This window comes from Sphingomonas sp. NFX23 (genome assembly GCF_049887795.1).
GTDB lineage: Bacteria > Pseudomonadota > Alphaproteobacteria > Sphingomonadales > Sphingomonadaceae > Sphingomonas.
This window is the reverse complement of the sequence record NZ_JAGEKH010000003.1, coordinates 485,055-500,792: the sequence shown is the minus strand read 5'-3', so window position 1 is coordinate 500,792 and position 15,738 is coordinate 485,055. Positions and strand designations below refer to the sequence as shown.

The 15,738-nt window shown below is 65.2% G+C and carries 10 protein-coding genes; 4 read left to right on the top strand and 6 right to left on the bottom strand.

Features of this window, described 5'->3' with window-relative positions; translation table 11 throughout:
• The first annotated feature begins 135 nt into the window (after positions 1-135).
• Complete coding sequence (locus J4O76_RS09860; protein ID WP_426281567.1) at positions 136-1,200, top strand: NAD(P)-dependent alcohol dehydrogenase; 1,065 nt, start codon at positions 136-138, stop codon at positions 1,198-1,200.
• Positions 1,201-1,505: 305 nt separating this feature from the next.
• On the opposite strand, the gene J4O76_RS09855 is transcribed toward J4O76_RS09860, so the two are convergent.
• The 4 genes from J4O76_RS09855 to J4O76_RS09840 all read right to left on the bottom strand — a co-directional run bounded on the left by J4O76_RS09855 (position 1,506) and on the right by J4O76_RS09840 (position 4,740).
• The gene (locus J4O76_RS09855; RefSeq protein WP_426281566.1) at positions 1,506-2,111 is read right to left on the bottom strand and encodes a TIGR02466 family protein; all 606 of its coding nucleotides are present in this window, start codon (positions 2,109-2,111) and stop codon (positions 1,506-1,508) included.
• Positions 2,108-2,677 carry an aminoacyl-tRNA hydrolase gene (gene pth / locus J4O76_RS09850; RefSeq protein WP_426281565.1) on the bottom strand — a complete coding sequence of 190 codons (570 nt, stop codon included), beginning with the start codon at positions 2,675-2,677 and terminating at the stop codon, positions 2,108-2,110. The genes J4O76_RS09855 and pth overlap by 4 nt, the downstream gene beginning before the upstream one ends.
• Positions 2,678-2,909: 232 nt before the next feature.
• Positions 2,910-3,608 carry a 50S ribosomal protein L25/general stress protein Ctc gene (locus tag J4O76_RS09845; protein WP_056488652.1) on the bottom strand — a complete coding sequence of 233 codons (699 nt, stop codon included), beginning with the start codon at positions 3,606-3,608 and terminating at the stop codon, positions 2,910-2,912.
• 265 nt (positions 3,609-3,873) lie between these two features.
• Positions 3,874-4,740 carry a TraB/GumN family protein gene (locus J4O76_RS09840; protein WP_426281854.1) on the bottom strand — a complete coding sequence of 289 codons (867 nt, stop codon included), beginning with the start codon at positions 4,738-4,740 and terminating at the stop codon, positions 3,874-3,876.
• A 201-nt stretch (positions 4,741-4,941) separates the two neighbouring features.
• Here J4O76_RS09840 and J4O76_RS09835 point away from each other — a divergent pair, with 201 nt between their 5' ends.
• The 3 genes from J4O76_RS09835 to ppdK all read left to right on the top strand — a co-directional run bounded on the left by J4O76_RS09835 (position 4,942) and on the right by ppdK (position 11,243).
• Complete coding sequence (locus J4O76_RS09835; protein ID WP_093398883.1) at positions 4,942-5,781, top strand: glycine--tRNA ligase subunit alpha; 840 nt, start codon at positions 4,942-4,944, stop codon at positions 5,779-5,781.
• 232 nt (positions 5,782-6,013) lie between these two features.
• Positions 6,014-8,488, top strand: a complete 2,475-nt coding sequence (glyS, locus tag J4O76_RS09830) for a glycine--tRNA ligase subunit beta (RefSeq protein WP_426281563.1) — start codon at positions 6,014-6,016, stop codon at positions 8,486-8,488.
• Between the two features lie 91 nt (positions 8,489-8,579).
• Positions 8,580-11,243 carry a pyruvate, phosphate dikinase gene (ppdK, locus tag J4O76_RS09825; protein ID WP_426281562.1) on the top strand — a complete coding sequence of 888 codons (2,664 nt, stop codon included), beginning with the start codon at positions 8,580-8,582 and terminating at the stop codon, positions 11,241-11,243.
• A 44-nt stretch (positions 11,244-11,287) separates the two neighbouring features.
• On the opposite strand, the gene J4O76_RS09820 is transcribed toward ppdK, so the two are convergent.
• Together J4O76_RS09820 and J4O76_RS09815 are read right to left on the bottom strand one after the other, a co-directional pair.
• Positions 11,288-13,429: a GDSL-type esterase/lipase family protein gene (locus J4O76_RS09820; protein ID WP_426281561.1), complete on the bottom strand. Its 2,142-nt coding sequence runs from the start codon at positions 13,427-13,429 to the stop codon at positions 11,288-11,290.
• A gap of 36 nt (positions 13,430-13,465) precedes the next feature.
• A complete protein-coding gene (locus J4O76_RS09815) occupies positions 13,466-15,589 on the bottom strand; it encodes an alpha-glucuronidase family glycosyl hydrolase (RefSeq protein WP_426281560.1) in 2,124 nt (707 codons plus the stop codon).
• Between the last annotated feature and the right edge of the window lie 149 nt (positions 15,590-15,738).

Genomic DNA, 15,738 nt, shown 5'->3' with positions numbered 1-15,738 from the left:
GGAGGATCAGACTGGCGCATGCGCTGATCGAACCACTCGATTGCCGCAGTGCAGCAAAATAATCATACCGGTCGGTAGTTATCATATGGTCGACGCTTATATCCCGATCCCAGCTTGAGATAGATCAGGAATTTCATGACCACGACCGCCCACAGCTACGCCGCGCAATCCCCCGAAACACCGCTCGCACCGTTCAGCTTCGAGCGCCGCGAACCCGGCAAGACCGACGTCGCGATCGATATCGCGTTCTGCGGTGTCTGCCATTCCGACCTCCACACCGCTAAGGGCGAGTGGGAAGGCACGCTCTACCCCTGCGTCCCCGGCCACGAGATCGTCGGTCACGTCACCGCCGTCGGCAGCGATGTTACCAAGTCCAAGGTCGGCGATGTCGTCGGCGTCGGCTGCATGGTCGACAGCTGCGGCGAGTGCCCATCGTGCAAGGACGGCGAGGAGCAATATTGCGAGACCACCGGCTTCGTCGGCACCTATAACGGCCCCGATCCCGTGCTCGGTGGCCACACCTTCGGCGGCTATTCGGACAAGATCGTCGTCGACGAAGGCTTCGTGCTGAAGGTCTCGCATCCCGAAGCCGACCTCGCCGCGGTCGCGCCGCTGCTCTGCGCCGGCATCACGACGTATTCGCCGCTCAAGCACTGGAAGGTCGGCCCCGGCCAGAAGGTCGGCATCGTCGGTCTCGGCGGTCTCGGCCACATGGGCGTCAAGATCGCCAACGCGATGGGCGCCGAGGTCCATGTCTTCTCGACCTCGCCGAACAAGCGCGAGGACGCCAAGCGTCTCGGCGCAAAGGACCTGATCGTGTCGAAGGACGAAGCCGCGATGGCCGAGCACGCCAACAGCTTCGACTTCATCCTGAACACCGTCGCAGCGAGCCACAACCTCGACACCTTCACCGCACTGCTGAAGCGCGACGGCACGATGACGCTGGTCGGCGTCCCCGAGCACGCGCATCCGTCGCCCTCGGTCGGCAACCTCATCTTCAAGCGCCGCGCGATCGCCGGCTCGCTGATCGGCGGCATCGCCGAGACGCAGGAGATGCTCGATTTCTGCAACGAGCACGGCCTGGTGTCGGACATCGAAATGATCCGCATGGACGAGATCGAGCCGTCCTATCAGCGCATGGTGAAGAGCGACGTGAAATACCGCTTCGTCATCGACATGGCGACAATGAAGACGGCGTAATCGGGCAGGGGCGGTGCTCAACGAGCGCCGCCTCAAACTCCCTCCCCTTCAGGGGAGGGTCGGGGTGGGGCAGTGCCACGAAGGCTAACCTATGCGGCCAAGCCCCACCCCAACCCTCCCCTGAAGGGGAGGGGGTAAGAAGGTGCCGAACGCTCCCCCAAACACTACCACCCCGGCGAAGGCCGGGGCCCAAGTGGGAAGGCTAAGCTGATGAAGGGCAGTCCTCAGTTAGCGACGTTCCCCAATTGGGCCCCGGCCTGCGCCGGGGTGGTACTCTGCGTGCCGAGCTGTCTCAGCCGCCCCCATCACCACCGATAGTTAAAACTAATACTAATCCGCTCACCCTTGGCAGCATTCGGCACGACCTCATGCCGCAACCAGCTCTCCCACAGAAAAACACTCCCCGGCTTAGGCTCGGCATACACGAACGTCCGAAGATCCTCCGCCGCATCCTCCAGCCGGGTCGGCGCCGCCATCATCATCGGCAACCGCGGATCCTCCAGCTTCAACGCCCCAGCCCCGTCCGGAATCGCCACATACATAGTCCCCGACACGACGCTATGCGGATGGATATGCCCCGAATGCGCGCCACCGGGCTTCAGGACGTTCACCCAAAGACTATCCAGCTTCAACTTCCGCCCGCCCAGATCGAACGCACAATCCTTCGCGAACTGCGCGACGTGCTTGTTCAACACCCGAACCAGATCCCCGAACCGCGGATCGCGGAGTGGCAGGTCGTTCAACGACGCATACGACGTGTACCCGCGATACCCATGCGCCTTCGACCACGCGACCCCGGCGCGATCCGCCTTCGCCAGTTCGAGCGCGGCGTCCTCCAGCTCCTCGACCAGATCGTCGTCACCGAGATCGGCCTCGTAGAACCGCGTGGCAAACAGGGAACGGGTGGTCATGGCTGCATCCTCAATGCGACATCGTTCATGAAGCGGACGTCGTCGCCTTCCGTCAGCCACTTGGCCTCCGCCGCCACCGCGCCGAGCATGCCGGACAGCGGCTCGATCTCGGCCTTCGCATAATTGCCGAGCACGTATCCGGTCACGCGATCCTTGTGCCCCGGATGCCCGATCCCCAGCCGCACGCGGCGAAACTCGGGTCCCAGATGCTGGTCGGTCGAGCGCAGCCCGTTATGCCCCGCAGTCCCGCCGCCGGTCTTCACCTTCACACGGAACGGTGCGATGTCGAGTTCGTCGTGAAACACCGTCAGCGCCTCGACGCCAAGCTTGTAGAAGCGCAGCGCCTCGCCGATCGCGCGGCCGCTCTCGTTCATGAAGGTCGCGGGTTTCAGCAGGAGGATCCTGGTCGAGCCGATCCGCCCCTCCTGCGTCCAGCCCTGGAACTGCTTCTTGACCGCGCCGAAGCCGTGCACCTCGGCGATCGCGTCGGCGACCATGAACCCGACATTGTGCCGGTGCATCGCATATTGCGCCCCCGGATTGCCGAGTCCCGCCCAGATCTGCACGTGTGATTCTCCAAAAACGATCGTTGTCCGCGCCCCAAACCGTCATTCCCGCGGAGGCGGGAACCCATACTGGCAAACCCCTCGATTCAACAGGAAAGGTCCGAGGGTCTGGATCCCTGCCTGCGCGGGGATGACGGTTTTTTGGGTAGGCGAACGGCTTGCAAAACGAAACGGGCGGGAAAGCCCTAGCTTTCCCGCCCGCCAGATCATCCTAACACGAAGGGCTGAACCCTCAGTCCTTCTTCTGCGGCGTGATCTTGTCGTCGTCGTTGTCATCGTCGTTAGGCTCAACGACCGGCTCTTCGTCCGAAGCAGCCTCGGCAGCCTGAGCTTCGGCGACTTCAGCCTCGAGCTCTTCGTCCTCGACGGTCGGCACGGTCGGCGGCACGATCGTGGCGATCGCGAAGTCGCGGTCGTCGATCGCGGGCGTGGCGCCCTTGGGCAGCTTCACGTCGCTGATGTGGATCGAATCACCGATCTCCAGACCGGCGAGCGAAATCGTGATCTCGCTCGGGATGTCCGAAGCGTCGACGACCAGCTCGATCTCGTGACGCGTGATGTTGAGGACGCCCTTGCCCTTCTTGATGCCCGGTGCGTCGTCCTCGTCGGTGAACGCGATCGGCACCGCGACGGTGACGGTCGAATGCTCGCCGATGCGCAGGAAGTCGACATGGATCGGGCGGTCCGAAACCGGGTGGAACGACACGTCCTTCGGCAGCGTGCGCACGCCGTTGACCATCACGACGGAATTCATGAAGTGGCCGGTCATCAGCGCCTTCATCAGCGCCTTTTCCTCGAGGTGAACCGAGGTTGGTTCCTGGTTCAGGCCGTATATCACGGCAGGCACGCGGCCATCACGACGCAGCGCCCGGGAGGCTCCCTTGCCAACCCGGTCACGCGTCTCGGCTGCGAGCGTCAACTGGTCGCTCATCTGTATTCTCCGAAACTCGTTTGTTGTCCTTCCCGCCCACGCCTCCAGGGATGACCATGGACCGGAAGCGCGGGCGCATAGCGGAAAGCGAGGTCAGAATCAACTAAACCCTCGCCCCTCCGGGGAGAGGGAGGGGCCCGCGTGCGCTTGCACGTGGGAGGGTGAGGGGCGGTGAGGCTCGGGACGTTTTATCCCAACTCCCCCTCACCCTTCCGTCGCAAGGGCTCCTCCCTCCCTCTCCCCGAGGGGAGAGGGACTCGATGGCTCAATACCGAACCCGCTCAGCCTGCACCCCAAGCTTAGCCAACTGCGCCTGAACGCTGTCCTTGCCCGCGAGATGCCCAGCACCGACCGCGACAAACACAGTCCCCGGCGTCCCGAGGCGAGTCTTCACCCATTCAGCCCAGCGCGCATTACGATCCACCAGCAGCACCTTCGCCACCTCGGGCGAGTCCTTCAAACTGTCGTTCATCTCCTTGGCGAGGGCTTCAGGATCCCCCTTCGCCCACTCGTCCACCATCGTCGCCATCGTGCTCTCGAGCTTAGGCAGCTCGTCGATCGTGCTCCCCAGAAACTGGATCTGCGCCTTCTGCGACAGCCCGCCGAAATACCCAAGCTGCTGCTCCGCCGTTTCAAGCCCGATCACCGGCTTCCCCGCAGCCTTCGCCGCCGCCGTAATTACCTGCTCGGGCCCGTTCGCCGAGTCGTACCCAAGCTTCGACAGCGGCGCGATCGACAGGTTGGTCGCCGCCAGCCAAGGCTTGAACCGATCGAACGCATTCGCCGGGAGCCCCAGGTCGGTCACCGCCTTCGCATATGCCGCACGCTTGTCCGCAGGCAGCTGCTCGGTCAGCGTCGGCCCGTCCTTCGACACGCCGGTCGCCATCACCAGCGACTGCATCTTCGCCGGATCGGGCATCACCAGCTCCAGCACCACCTGGTTCGAGCGATCGAACGCAGTCTTCACCGCCTCGTCGAACCACGTCATGCCGGGCTTCAACACATGGATCGTCCCGAACAGGTAGATCGTCGTGTCCTTGTCCTTCACCACCCACAACGCCGGATCGGCATCGTTCGCGGCTTGCACAGGCTTCGGCGCGACCTGCGCACAGGCGGGCAGGGCGAACGCCATGGCGATGGCAGAGAGCGCGGATCGGAACGAAACGATCTTCGAAAACAGCTTCAAGGTGACGGCATCCTCATTGTTGGTTTGGCCCCATGTAGGACGCCCGGTCGCAACGCACCACTTGCCTCCCGCACCCCCATCCGCCAAAGCCCGCGCGTGACCCAGCCCGTGACCCAGCCCGTGAAAAAGCCTCTTAGCTTCCAGCGCATGATCCTCACGCTCCACGATTACTGGAGCGAGCACGGGTGCCTGATCCTGCAGCCCTACGACATGGAAATGGGCGCGGGCACCTTCCACACCGCCACGACGCTCCGCGCGCTCGGGCCGAAACCGTGGAACGCCGCGTTCGTGCAGCCCTGCCGCCGCCCGACCGACGGGCGCTACGGCGAGAACCCCAACCGGCTCCAGCATTACTACCAGTACCAGGTCATCCTGAAGCCAAGCCCCGCCAACCTCCAGGAGCTCTACCTCGGCAGCCTAGCCGCGATCGGCATCGACATGCTGAAGCACGACATCCGCTTCGTCGAGGACGATTGGGAAAGCCCAACGCTCGGCGCCTGGGGGCTCGGCTGGGAGGTCTGGTGCGACGGCATGGAGGTGACTCAGTTCACCTATTTCCAGCAGATGGGCGGCTTCGACATGAAGCCCGTCGCTGGCGAACTCACCTACGGGCTGGAGCGCCTCGCGATGTACATCCAGGACAAGGACTCGGTCTACGACCTGGCGTTCAACGACGCCGGGGTGACCTACGGCGACGTGTTCCTGGAGAACGAGCAGGAGATGTCGAAGTGGAACTTCGAGATCGCCGACACGGACTCGCTCTTCGACCAGTTCCGCAAGCACGTCGCCGAATGCGAGAACTCACTGGCCGCCAAGCTCCCGATCCCAGCCTACGAGCAGGCGATCAAAGCCAGCCACATCTTCAACCTGTTGCAAGCCCGCGGCGTAATCTCGGTAGCCGAACGCCAAGCCTATATGGGCCGCGTCCGAGACCTCGCGAAAGGCGCCTGCGCCGCCTGGATGGACAAGCACGGATGGGCGGCGTGATGGCTGTTCGTCGACAAGAAGGTTTTTGCGCGCAGAGGCGCAGAGGCGCGGAGCAGAAGGCAGGGCCGTCGGTATATCGACCGGCAATCCGGCTTCGGCATGTTCAAAGACGCCTGCGGCGTCACTTGTTCGCGCGCAGCGCAACCGCTCCAACCTTCTCTTCTACCCTTCTCCTCCGCGCCTCTGCGCCTCTGCGCGAAACCCCTTCTCTCTTCTTCGCGTGCGAACCCAAATGACCGACTTCCTCCTAGAACTCCGCTCCGAAGAAATCCCCGCCCGGATGCAGTCCAAGGCGCGTGAAGACCTCGCGAAGCTGTTCACCGCCGAGCTCGCCAAGGCCGGCATCGCCACCAGCGCCATCGTCACCTACGCGACCCCGCGCCGCCTGACGCTGATCGCGCGCGACCTGCCGCTTGAGACCGCCGCCGTCTCCGAGGAAACCAAGGGCCCGAAGACCTCAGCCCCACCCCAGGCACTCGAAGGCTTCCTCCGCAAGACGGGCCTCACGCGCGAGCAACTCATAGACCGCAACGGTACGCTCTTCGCAGTCACGGAGAAGCCCGGCCGCGCCACCGCCGCCGTGCTCGCCGAGGCGATCCCCGCGATCGTCCGCGCGTTCCCGTGGCCGAAGTCGATGCGCTGGGGCGATGCGTCGGCCAGCACTGAATCGCTCCGGTGGGTCCGCCCGCTGCAAGGCATCGTCGCGCTGCTCGGCGATGAGATCGTGCCGTTCGAGATCGCCGGCATCGCCAGCGGCGCCGCCACGCTCGGCCACCGCTTCCACCACCCGTACCAGATCACGATCGGCGGCGCGCACGACTATGTCGAGAAACTGCGCGCCTGCCACGTCATCGTCGACCACGACGAACGCGCCACGCTGATCCGCGACCACGCCCGCGAAGCCGCCGCGCAGGCCGGCCTCGAACTGATCGAGGACGAGGGCCTAGTCGCGGAGAATGCTGGCCTCACGGAATGGCCGATTCCCCTGCTCGGCCAGTTCGATCCCGCGTTTCTCGACGTCCCGCCCGAGGTGATCCAGCTCACGGCGCGCGTGAACCAGAAATATTTCGTCTGCCGCGGCGCGGACGGAAAATTGGCGAACGCTTTCGTCTGTACCGCTAACATCGCCGCGCATGACGGCGGCGCGAAGATCGTCGAGGGCAATCGCAAGGTCCTCGCCGCGCGCCTGTCGGACGCCAAGTTCTTCTACGACACCGACCTCAAGGTCCCGCTCGAAGAGCAGGCGGAGAAGCTGTCGAAGATCGTCTTCCACGAAAAGCTCGGCACCGTAGCCGACAAGGTCGACCGCGTCGCGAAACTCGCCCGCTGGCTGGTAGAAGAGGGCATAGTCGCTTCTGCTTCTGCTCCCTTCCCGCTCGCGGGAGGGGTCGGGGGAGGGCCTGACACAACCACCACCGCCGCGTTTGAGGCTAGCCCCTCCCCCGACCCCTCCCGCAAGCGGGATGGGAGAGAAGAGCTCGCAGACCTAGCAGACCGCGCAGCCCGCCTCGCAAAAGCAGACCTAGTCACCGGCATGGTCGGCGAGTTCCCCGAGTTGCAAGGCCTGATGGGCGGCTACTACGCCGCCGCGCAGGGCGAGCACCCGTCCGTCGCCACCGCCATCCGCGACCACTACAAGCCGGTCGGCCAAGGCGACGACGTCCCCACCGACCCGGTAACGGTGGCCGTAAGCTTGGCGGACAAGCTGGATACGATTGCTGGCTTCTTCGGGATTAACGAGAAGCCAACGGGCTCGAAGGATCCTTTTGCTCTACGTCGAGCGGCGCTGGGTGCCATCCGCATCATTACCGTCAACCAACTGCGACTTGGCTTTCGTCGGGCTTTGATTCAGGCACTTACCCAGCACGGCGTGTTTTGGTGGAACCGGTTGCTGGCTGGCGCGCGTCGGGTAGACGAAATTTCGGACGACCGGATGGCAGCGTTCTTTTCCTTGGCATCCCAACACGACATCCAAACGGAAGGTTTGCGGGGCGGGAGTTTAGAGAGCGTTCTGACTGCACGCCTGTCCGAAGACCAAGTACCCGCGGCAGTGTTCGCCTTCGCTGATATGAAGCAGCAAGAGATCGTTCCGTTTTTCGGGGAAAGACTCTCGGTCCAACAACGCGAAGCCGGCGTCCGTCACGACCTGATCGACGCGGTGTTCGCGCTCGGCGGCGAGGACGATCTCGTCCGCCTGCTCGCGCGCGTCCACGCGCTCCAGGCGTTCGTGACCACCGAGGACGGTGCGAACCTGCTCGCCGGCTACAAGCGCGCCGCCAATATTTTGAAGAAGGAAGCGCCGAAGGACGACGCAGCCTCTTCTGCTCCCATCCCTGAAAGGGAGGGGCCGGGGGTGGGTAGCCCTCGTGGGAACGCCGCGCCCGCCTCGGACCGACCCACCCCCAACCCCTCCCTTCCAGGGAGGGGCGAAGAAGAAGCGCTGTCCTACACCCCCGAACCCGCAGAGACCGCGCTGATGACCGCGCTCGACTCCGCCGAACCCCGCGCCACCGCCGCGATCGCGCGCGAAGACTTCGCCGCCGCCATGGCCGCGCTCGCCTCGCTGCGCGCCCCGATCGACGCATTCTTTGATAGCGTTATCGTCAACGATTCCGATCCCGCCAAGCGATCCGCTCGTCTCGCGCTACTTGAGCGAGTCCGCGCCGCAGTGCACAACGTCGCGGATTTCTCGAAGATCGAGGGTTGATTTGAAGCGAAGTGCAGATGCTCCCAGCGTCTGCACTTTGTGCACTTCCGCGCCGTCTTGCGGGTAAAAACAAACACTTAGAGGACCGACCATGACCCAATATGTGTATCGCTTCGGCGGCGGTGTTTCGGATGGCGGCAAGGGCGACAAGAACCTGCTCGGCGGCAAGGGCGCGAACCTTGCCGAGATGGCGTCGATCGGCCTGCCGGTCCCGCCGGGCTTCACGATCTCGACCGATTTCTGCGCGGTCTATTACGACGAGGGCGGCCAGTTCCCGCAGGGCCTGCGCGACGAGGTCGCAACCGGCCTCGCGCACATCGAGGGCGTCACGGGCAAGACGTTCGGCGACCCCGCCGACCCGTTGCTCGTCTCGGTCCGGTCGGGCGCCCGCGCGTCGATGCCGGGGATGATGGACACCGTCCTCAACCTCGGCCTCAACGACGAGACCGTCGAAGGCCTCGCCGCCAAGTCCGAGGACGCGCGGTTCGCCTGGGACAGCTATCGCCGCTTCATCCAGATGTACGCCGACGTCGTCCTCGAACTCGATCACGGCGCGTTCGAGGAAGCGCTGGAGATCGCCAAGGAAGACCAGGGCTTCACGCTCGACACCGAACTCTCGGCCGACGACCTGCGCAAACTCGTCGCCGAATATAAGGGCCTCGTCGAGAAGCTCTGGGGCAAGCCTTTCCCGCAGGACGTCCACGACCAGCTCTGGGGCGCGGTCGGTGCCGTCTTCGGCTCGTGGCAGTCCGAGCGTGCGAAAGTCTATCGCCGCCTCAATGATATCCCCGGCGGCTGGGGCACTGCGGTCAACATCCAGGCGATGGTGTTCGGCAACATGGGCGACACATCGGCCACCGGCGTCGCGTTCACGCGCGACCCGTCCAAGGGCGACCGCGCCTACTACGGCGAATTCCTGATCAATGCGCAGGGCGAAGACGTCGTCGCCGGCATCCGCACCCCGCAGTATCTGACCAAGACCGCGCGCGAAGACGCCGGCGCCAAGCCCGCCTCGATGGAAGAGGCGATGCCCGAGGTCTATCACCAGCTCGCCGACGTGTTCGACACCCTCGAAAACCACTATCGCGACATGCAGGACATCGAGTTCACGGTCGAGAAGACCAAGCTCTGGATGCTCCAGACCCGCGCCGGCAAGCGCACCGCCAAGGCCGCGCTCAAGATCGCCGTCGACATGGCCAACGAAGGTCTGATCAGCCGCGAGGAAGCGATCCTGCGCATCGAGCCGATGGCGCTCGACCAGCTGCTCCACCCGACGCTCGACCCCAAGGCGCACCGCGACGTCCTGACCAAGGGCCTTCCCGCATCGCCGGGTGCAGCCTCAGGCGCAGTCGTGTTCGACGCCGATGCCGCCGAGAAGAAGGCCGCCGACGGCGTCGCAGTCATCCTCGTCCGGACCGAGACCTCGCCCGACGACATCCACGGCATGCATGCGGCGAAGGGCATCCTGACCGCACGCGGCGGCATGACGAGCCACGCTGCCGTGGTGGCCCGCGGCATGGGGCGCCCCTGCGTTTCCGGCGCCGGCACGCTCTCCATCGACGCCAAGGCCAAGATCATGCGCTGCGGCGGCCGCGAGGTGAAGGAGGGCGACCTGCTCACCATCGACGGCACCACCGGCGAAGTGATGATCGGCGCGGTCGCAACCGTCCAACCCGAGCTGTCGGGTGATTTCGCCACGCTGATGGTCTGGGCCGACGAGGTCCGCCGCCTCAAGGTCCGCGCCAACGCCGAGACCCCCGAGGATTGCCGCGTCGCGCGCGAGTTCGGCGCCGAGGGTGTCGGGCTGTGCCGCACCGAGCACATGTTCTTCGAAAGCAGCCGCATCACCAACGTCCGCCAGATGATCCTGGCGTCGGACGAGAAGGGGCGCCGCGTCGCGCTCGAGAAGCTGCTCCCCGAACAGCGCAAGGACTTCACGGAAATCCTCGAGGTGATGGCCGGCCTGCCGGTGACGATCCGCCTGCTAGACCCGCCGCTCCACGAATTCCTCCCGCACGAGGAATCCGAATTTGCCGAAGTCGCGACCGCGGCGGGCGTCGATGTCGACACGCTCAAGCGCCGCGCGGCGGAACTGCACGAGTTCAACCCGATGCTCGGCCATCGCGGCTGCCGTCTCGGCGTGACCTACCCCGAGATCTACGAGATGCAGGCGCGCGCCATCTTCGAGGCGGCCGTGGATGTCGCGGAGAAGTCCGGCGCAGCCCCGATCCCTGAAGTCATGATCCCGCTGGTCGCCACCCGCCGCGAGCTGGAGCTGATGAAGGCCGTGGTAGACAAGGCCGCGAAGGCCGTGTTCGCCGAAAAGGGCCGGACGATCGAGTATCTCGTCGGCACGATGATCGAACTCCCCCGCGCCGCGTTGCGGGCTGGCGAGATCGCGGAAGTCGGCGAGTTCTTCTCGTTCGGCACCAACGATTTGACGCAGACCACCTTGGGCGTCAGCCGCGACGACGCCTCGCGCTTCCTCGGCGCGTATGTCGAGCAGGGCATCTACGCCAAGGACCCGTTCGTGAGCATCGACGTCGAAGGCGTCGGCGAACTGATCGAAATCGCCGCCGAACGCGGGCGCAAGACCCGCGAGGGCATCAAGCTCGGCATCTGCGGCGAACACGGCGGCGACCCCGCCAGCATCGCGTTCTGCGAAAAGGTCGGCCTCGATTACGTCTCCGCCAGCCCCTACCGCGTCCCGATCGCCCGGCTTGCAGCGGCGCAGGCGGCACTCAACGAGAAGTGAGGTGAAACCCCTCTCTCCCGATCCGGGGGAGAGAGGGGCGGCAATCAGCTACACAGACCCGCCGGCGGACCGGCCAGCGCGGGCAGGGCAGGCGGGCCGGCAAGCGACGGCGTCGGCCCCGGCAGCGAAAGGTCGACCGCCGGCGCATAATAGGGATCGGCTTCGGCGTCGGGCAGCGTCACGAAACGGAACCCCATCTCGCGGTACAGCGCGAGCAGCTTCGGCAACATTCGCGCATCGAACGCCCCGACATGCATCAGCAGGACATAGGGAATGTCCCGTCCCACCTGAGCCTTGGCCCGCGCCCGTGCCGCCAACGCAGCAGCCCGCGCATCGCCGAGAAAGCTCGCCTCAAGCGTGGCGATCGCACCCACATCCCGCTTGACCGAGCAAGCGGCATAGACCGGGTTCCAGCTAAAATCGTTGAAACTCATCGTCACCGCCGCAACCCGATACCCGCGAGCCCGCAGGTCGGCACGGGCCGCGTCGCGAACCGCCGGTGTGCTACCCTCAGAAAGGAACGGATACCGAAACCAATGCCAGTCGGTCCCCTTGGCGACGGCGGAAAGAGGCGCTTCGTTCCGGACCACATCGGCGGAAAACGCAGCCGCGCCCACCTTGTCGAGATTGGCATGCGAGTAAGTGTGGTTGCCAAGTGGCAGTCCGGCAGCACGCCAAGCCGCGATCGCCCCTGCAGCATCGTCCGGCGCATCGAGGCCAAATCCCGCATTCAGAAACCCGAACGCCGGCGCCTTCGCCGCGGCCAGCGCCCCGGTAATCGCCCGGATCACATCCACCCGAGTCTGCCCCGGTATGAGTGGCCCGTGTGCCGGAATATCGTCGAAGGTGATCGCAATGGCAGGACGTTTGTCCGCTCGGTTCGAGGGGCCTACCGGCACGGGAGCCGCAACGCCGATCACCGATCGCGACCGGGTCGACGCGCGCGCGCCGCGGAACAGACTCAGCGGTACAGCCTTGCCCATCGTCCTATAGCCAGCTTCGGACGGGTGCAGGTGGTCACCCGAGTCATACGCAGGAGACAGCCGATCGGGATGCGCCGGGTCGCGCATCAATCGGTCGAAATCGATGACGGCGTCGAACACACCGGAGGTTCGGATGAACGTGTTGACGGCCTGCCGATCCGCCTCGTTCTCCGCGGTCGGATGATAATTGGTGTTGCCGCCAAACGGCATCACCGTCCCGCCGATCACCTTGATCCCGTGAGCATGCGCCCGCGCGACGACTTGCGCGAAGCCGGCCGTGATTTGCGCAACAATCACGGCATGTTGCGCAGGAGTGGCGGGCGCCTCGCGCGTCAGGACGCCAAGGTCGTTCACACCCTCCAGCACGATCGCCCAGCGCACGCCGCTACGCGCGATCACGTCGCGGTCGAACCGTGCGAGCATATTGGGACCAAGTCCGTCGAGCAGAACGCGATTGCCGCCGATCCCCGCATTGACAACGCCGATCGCGCGTGTCGCCGTAGTTCCGCGAAGTCTCTGTGCGAGCACGTCGGTCCAACGGGTGTTGCGCTCGGGCTTCACGCCGTAACCGTCGGTGATCGAGTCGCCGATCGCCACGATCGTCCCCGCCGTCGGCGCGGCAGCGACCTCGATATCCGCGATCGCATACCAGTGCGTCGTCGGTGTTGCGCCCGCCAACGTTTCGTCCGCCACCGCGTTGCCTGCCAGCGTGAAACTCGTAGCGCGGGAGCCGGGGTGGCCGGTCTGCGGGCTGGCGGCGTCCGACAGATACAGGCTGATGGCTAGATCGGCACCGGCTGTGACGGAGAACGTGATGGGGTCGGTGTAGATTTCCGCGCCGGCCGGGATGACTGCGTCGCTCTGGCCGGAGAAGTTCAGCCGCGCGTCGCCCTCGATCCGCGGCGTACCGGGGGCGACCGATCGGGCGACGTGCGCCCCACCGATCGCCAGTGGGCGCGTGCCGAACGCGTTGGAAAGCCGGATGCGTATGCGTTCGCCCCCGGCCGAGACCCGCACCACTTGGCGCAGCGTGATCGCGGCGGCCCGATCGGCTGGGAGCGCATTGTCCCCCTCGGCGATCATCTGCGACGATCCCCATGTTGCAATCCAATGTGCGTCTCGGGTCGGCGCAGTGTCCCGCGCGCCCGCGCCTGTCACGATCAGGGCGCACAACACCAGCGCTACCGGCCACCGTCTCATCATCGCATCCTCGTCCTCTTATCCAGTGTCAGCGCGCAGCTATTGCGGGTTGCCGGGCGCGTACGGGAAGCGCTGTGCCTTGTACCATGCCAAGTCATGTGCGGGTGCCGCGGCCCCCGCCGGGAGCGGCAGGCCGTTGACCGACATCCAATAGGCAAGGCTGGCATCCCGCCACCAGCGCGCCTCGCGCTCTTGGACCGCTAGATACGTCGCGGTCTTTGCCCAGCGCTCGGCATCGACCTCGGTCTTCACGCCGTCCCACTGCCGACGCATGCCGGCCACGTAGCCCACGCCCGCATCGTAATCATGGACCATTTCCGCCCACACCGATCGCCCTGAGGTCGTCCGGTACGTCCACGGTACATGGTGGAACCACAGCAGGTCGCGCTCAGGGGTAGTCGCAGGATCGGCCAGTTTGCGGGCAAGCTCGGGCGCGTATTGCGTAACCGCGTTGCTCCCGGTCTTGGTCCGATCGAAGCCGATCCCCGCCTTGTCGGCGCGGTGGTAATAGACCGGGTTCCATTCGGGGCGCTTGAGGTCGGCCACCCACGGGCCGGGGCCGTAATGGTGGCCCGTCGCCATAACGTGCGCGAGGCCGAGCGGTGTCATGTAATCGACCACCGCCTCGCGCGATCCCATCATCATCGCGACCACCGGATCAACGACGACGGGGGAGGGCGCGAACGTCATCGCCGCCCATTCGCGCGCGACAGGTGCGGCGCCGAGCGTCGGATCCCACGCCATCCTTCCGAACGCGTACCAGTTCGCCTGGTTGAACGTCGATCCCGCCCAGTCGCGGTCGCGGCCGATATTCGCCACGCCCGCCATGCCGGTAAGTCTATGACCTTCCACCGAACCGTCGACGACCTTCGCCACGGTCTCACCGGGCGTCCGCATCGTCTGACTGCCGAGCGTCTCGGCGAACAGCGGCCCGAGATAGGCAAGGTGCGTTGCGAAGCCAAGATACTCCTTGGTGATCTGGAACTCGATCATCAGCGGGGTCTTGGGCATCGCGCCGAACAGCGGGTGGAACGGCTCGCGCGGCTGGAAGTCGATCGCGCCGTTCTTGACCTGGACGATGACGTTGCGCGCGAACTTGCCGTCGAGTGGCTTGAATTCGGTATAGGCCTGCTTCGCGCGGTCATCGGGGTCGGTCTCGGCATAGACGAACGCGCGCCACATCACGATCCCGCCATGCGGTGCGACCGCAGCGGCGAGCATGTTGGCGCCGTCCGCATGGCTGCGGTGGTAATCACGCGGGCCCGGCTGCCCCTCGCTGTTCGCCTTGATCAGGAAGCCTCCGAAATCGGGAATGCTGCGATAGATTTCGTCGGCCTTCGCCTTCCACCACGCCGCGACTTGCGGATCGAGCGGATCGGCGGTCTTCAACCCGCCGAGTTCGATCGGGGCCGAGAATCGCGCCGACAGATATACCTTGATCCCATATGGCCGGAAAACGTCGGCGAGCGCAGCAGCCTTGGCGATGTACGGCGCGGTAAGGCTCTCCGCCTTCGCGTTGACGTTGTTGAGGACAGTGCCGTTGATCCCGATCGAGGCATTGGCGCGCGCGTAGTCGGTGTAACGCGGGTCGCGGAAATCGGGGAGTGTCCACCAGTCCCACAGCGACGCGCCGGCATAACCACGCTCGACCACGCCATCCAGATTGTCCCAGTGGTTGAGCACGCGCAGTTTCACGCGGGGGCTCGAGGTCAGGGCGATACGGTCGAGGCTGCCGCCGGTCTGGAGATGACGCAGCAGCGCGAAGCTGCCGTAGAGCACGCCGCGATCGGTGTTGGCGGTGACGAGAAGCACGCGGCGGGACCCGAGCGTGACGTGTCCAACGCGGTACCCCTCATCGCCGAGCGCTGCCAGCGGAAGGCGGAGTGCTGCGACGTCGGGATCGTTGGTGGTGGCCAGCAGGATCGGCAGCGTGCTCGTCCCGAACAAACCTACGCCGCGGCGTAATTCCGCCGCGGCCACCTTCAGCGTAGGTGTATCGCCGCGTGCCTCGATCGTGGGTGCGCCGCGCGCGCCTGTCGTCGCCGAAGCCGGATATCGCAGCCAGAGATCATAGCCGTCTTCAGCTTGCGCCGGTCCGGTCAAACCAATTGCCGCTCCGAACAGAAGCACGAACTTACCGATCCATCGGCCGAATATCGTCATAATCCTCTCCCGCCGTTCCGCACCACATTGACAGGATCGCGGATGATCAGCCATGTTATCGCTATCACGACGACGGCTTCGACAGCAATGCCGCGTTTCACATTAGGAGATAATCTTGGCCGGTACGAAGACAGCAGGGAACGCGCCGA

Excerpts from the sequence above, each read along its gene's own strand:
- J4O76_RS09815 (WP_426281560.1), bottom strand. The coding sequence starts at position 15,589 with ATGACGATATTCGGCCGATGGATCGGTAAGTTCGTGCTTCTGTTCGGA.
- J4O76_RS09855 (WP_426281566.1), bottom strand. The coding sequence starts at position 2,111 with ATGACCACCCGTTCCCTGTTTGCCACGCGGTTCTACGAGGCCGATCTC.
- glyS (WP_426281563.1), top strand. The coding sequence starts at position 6,014 with ATGACCGACTTCCTCCTAGAACTCCGCTCCGAAGAAATCCCCGCCCGG.
- J4O76_RS09840 (WP_426281854.1), bottom strand. The coding sequence starts at position 4,740 with ATGGCGTTCGCCCTGCCCGCCTGTGCGCAGGTCGCGCCGAAGCCTGTG.
- J4O76_RS09835 (WP_093398883.1), top strand. The coding sequence starts at position 4,942 with ATGATCCTCACGCTCCACGATTACTGGAGCGAGCACGGGTGCCTGATC.
- J4O76_RS09845 (WP_056488652.1), bottom strand. The coding sequence starts at position 3,608 with ATGAGCGACCAGTTGACGCTCGCAGCCGAGACGCGTGACCGGGTTGGC.
- J4O76_RS09820 (WP_426281561.1), bottom strand. The coding sequence starts at position 13,429 with ATGATGAGACGGTGGCCGGTAGCGCTGGTGTTGTGCGCCCTGATCGTG.
- J4O76_RS09860 (WP_426281567.1), top strand. The coding sequence starts at position 136 with ATGACCACGACCGCCCACAGCTACGCCGCGCAATCCCCCGAAACACCG.
- ppdK (WP_426281562.1), top strand. The coding sequence starts at position 8,580 with ATGACCCAATATGTGTATCGCTTCGGCGGCGGTGTTTCGGATGGCGGC.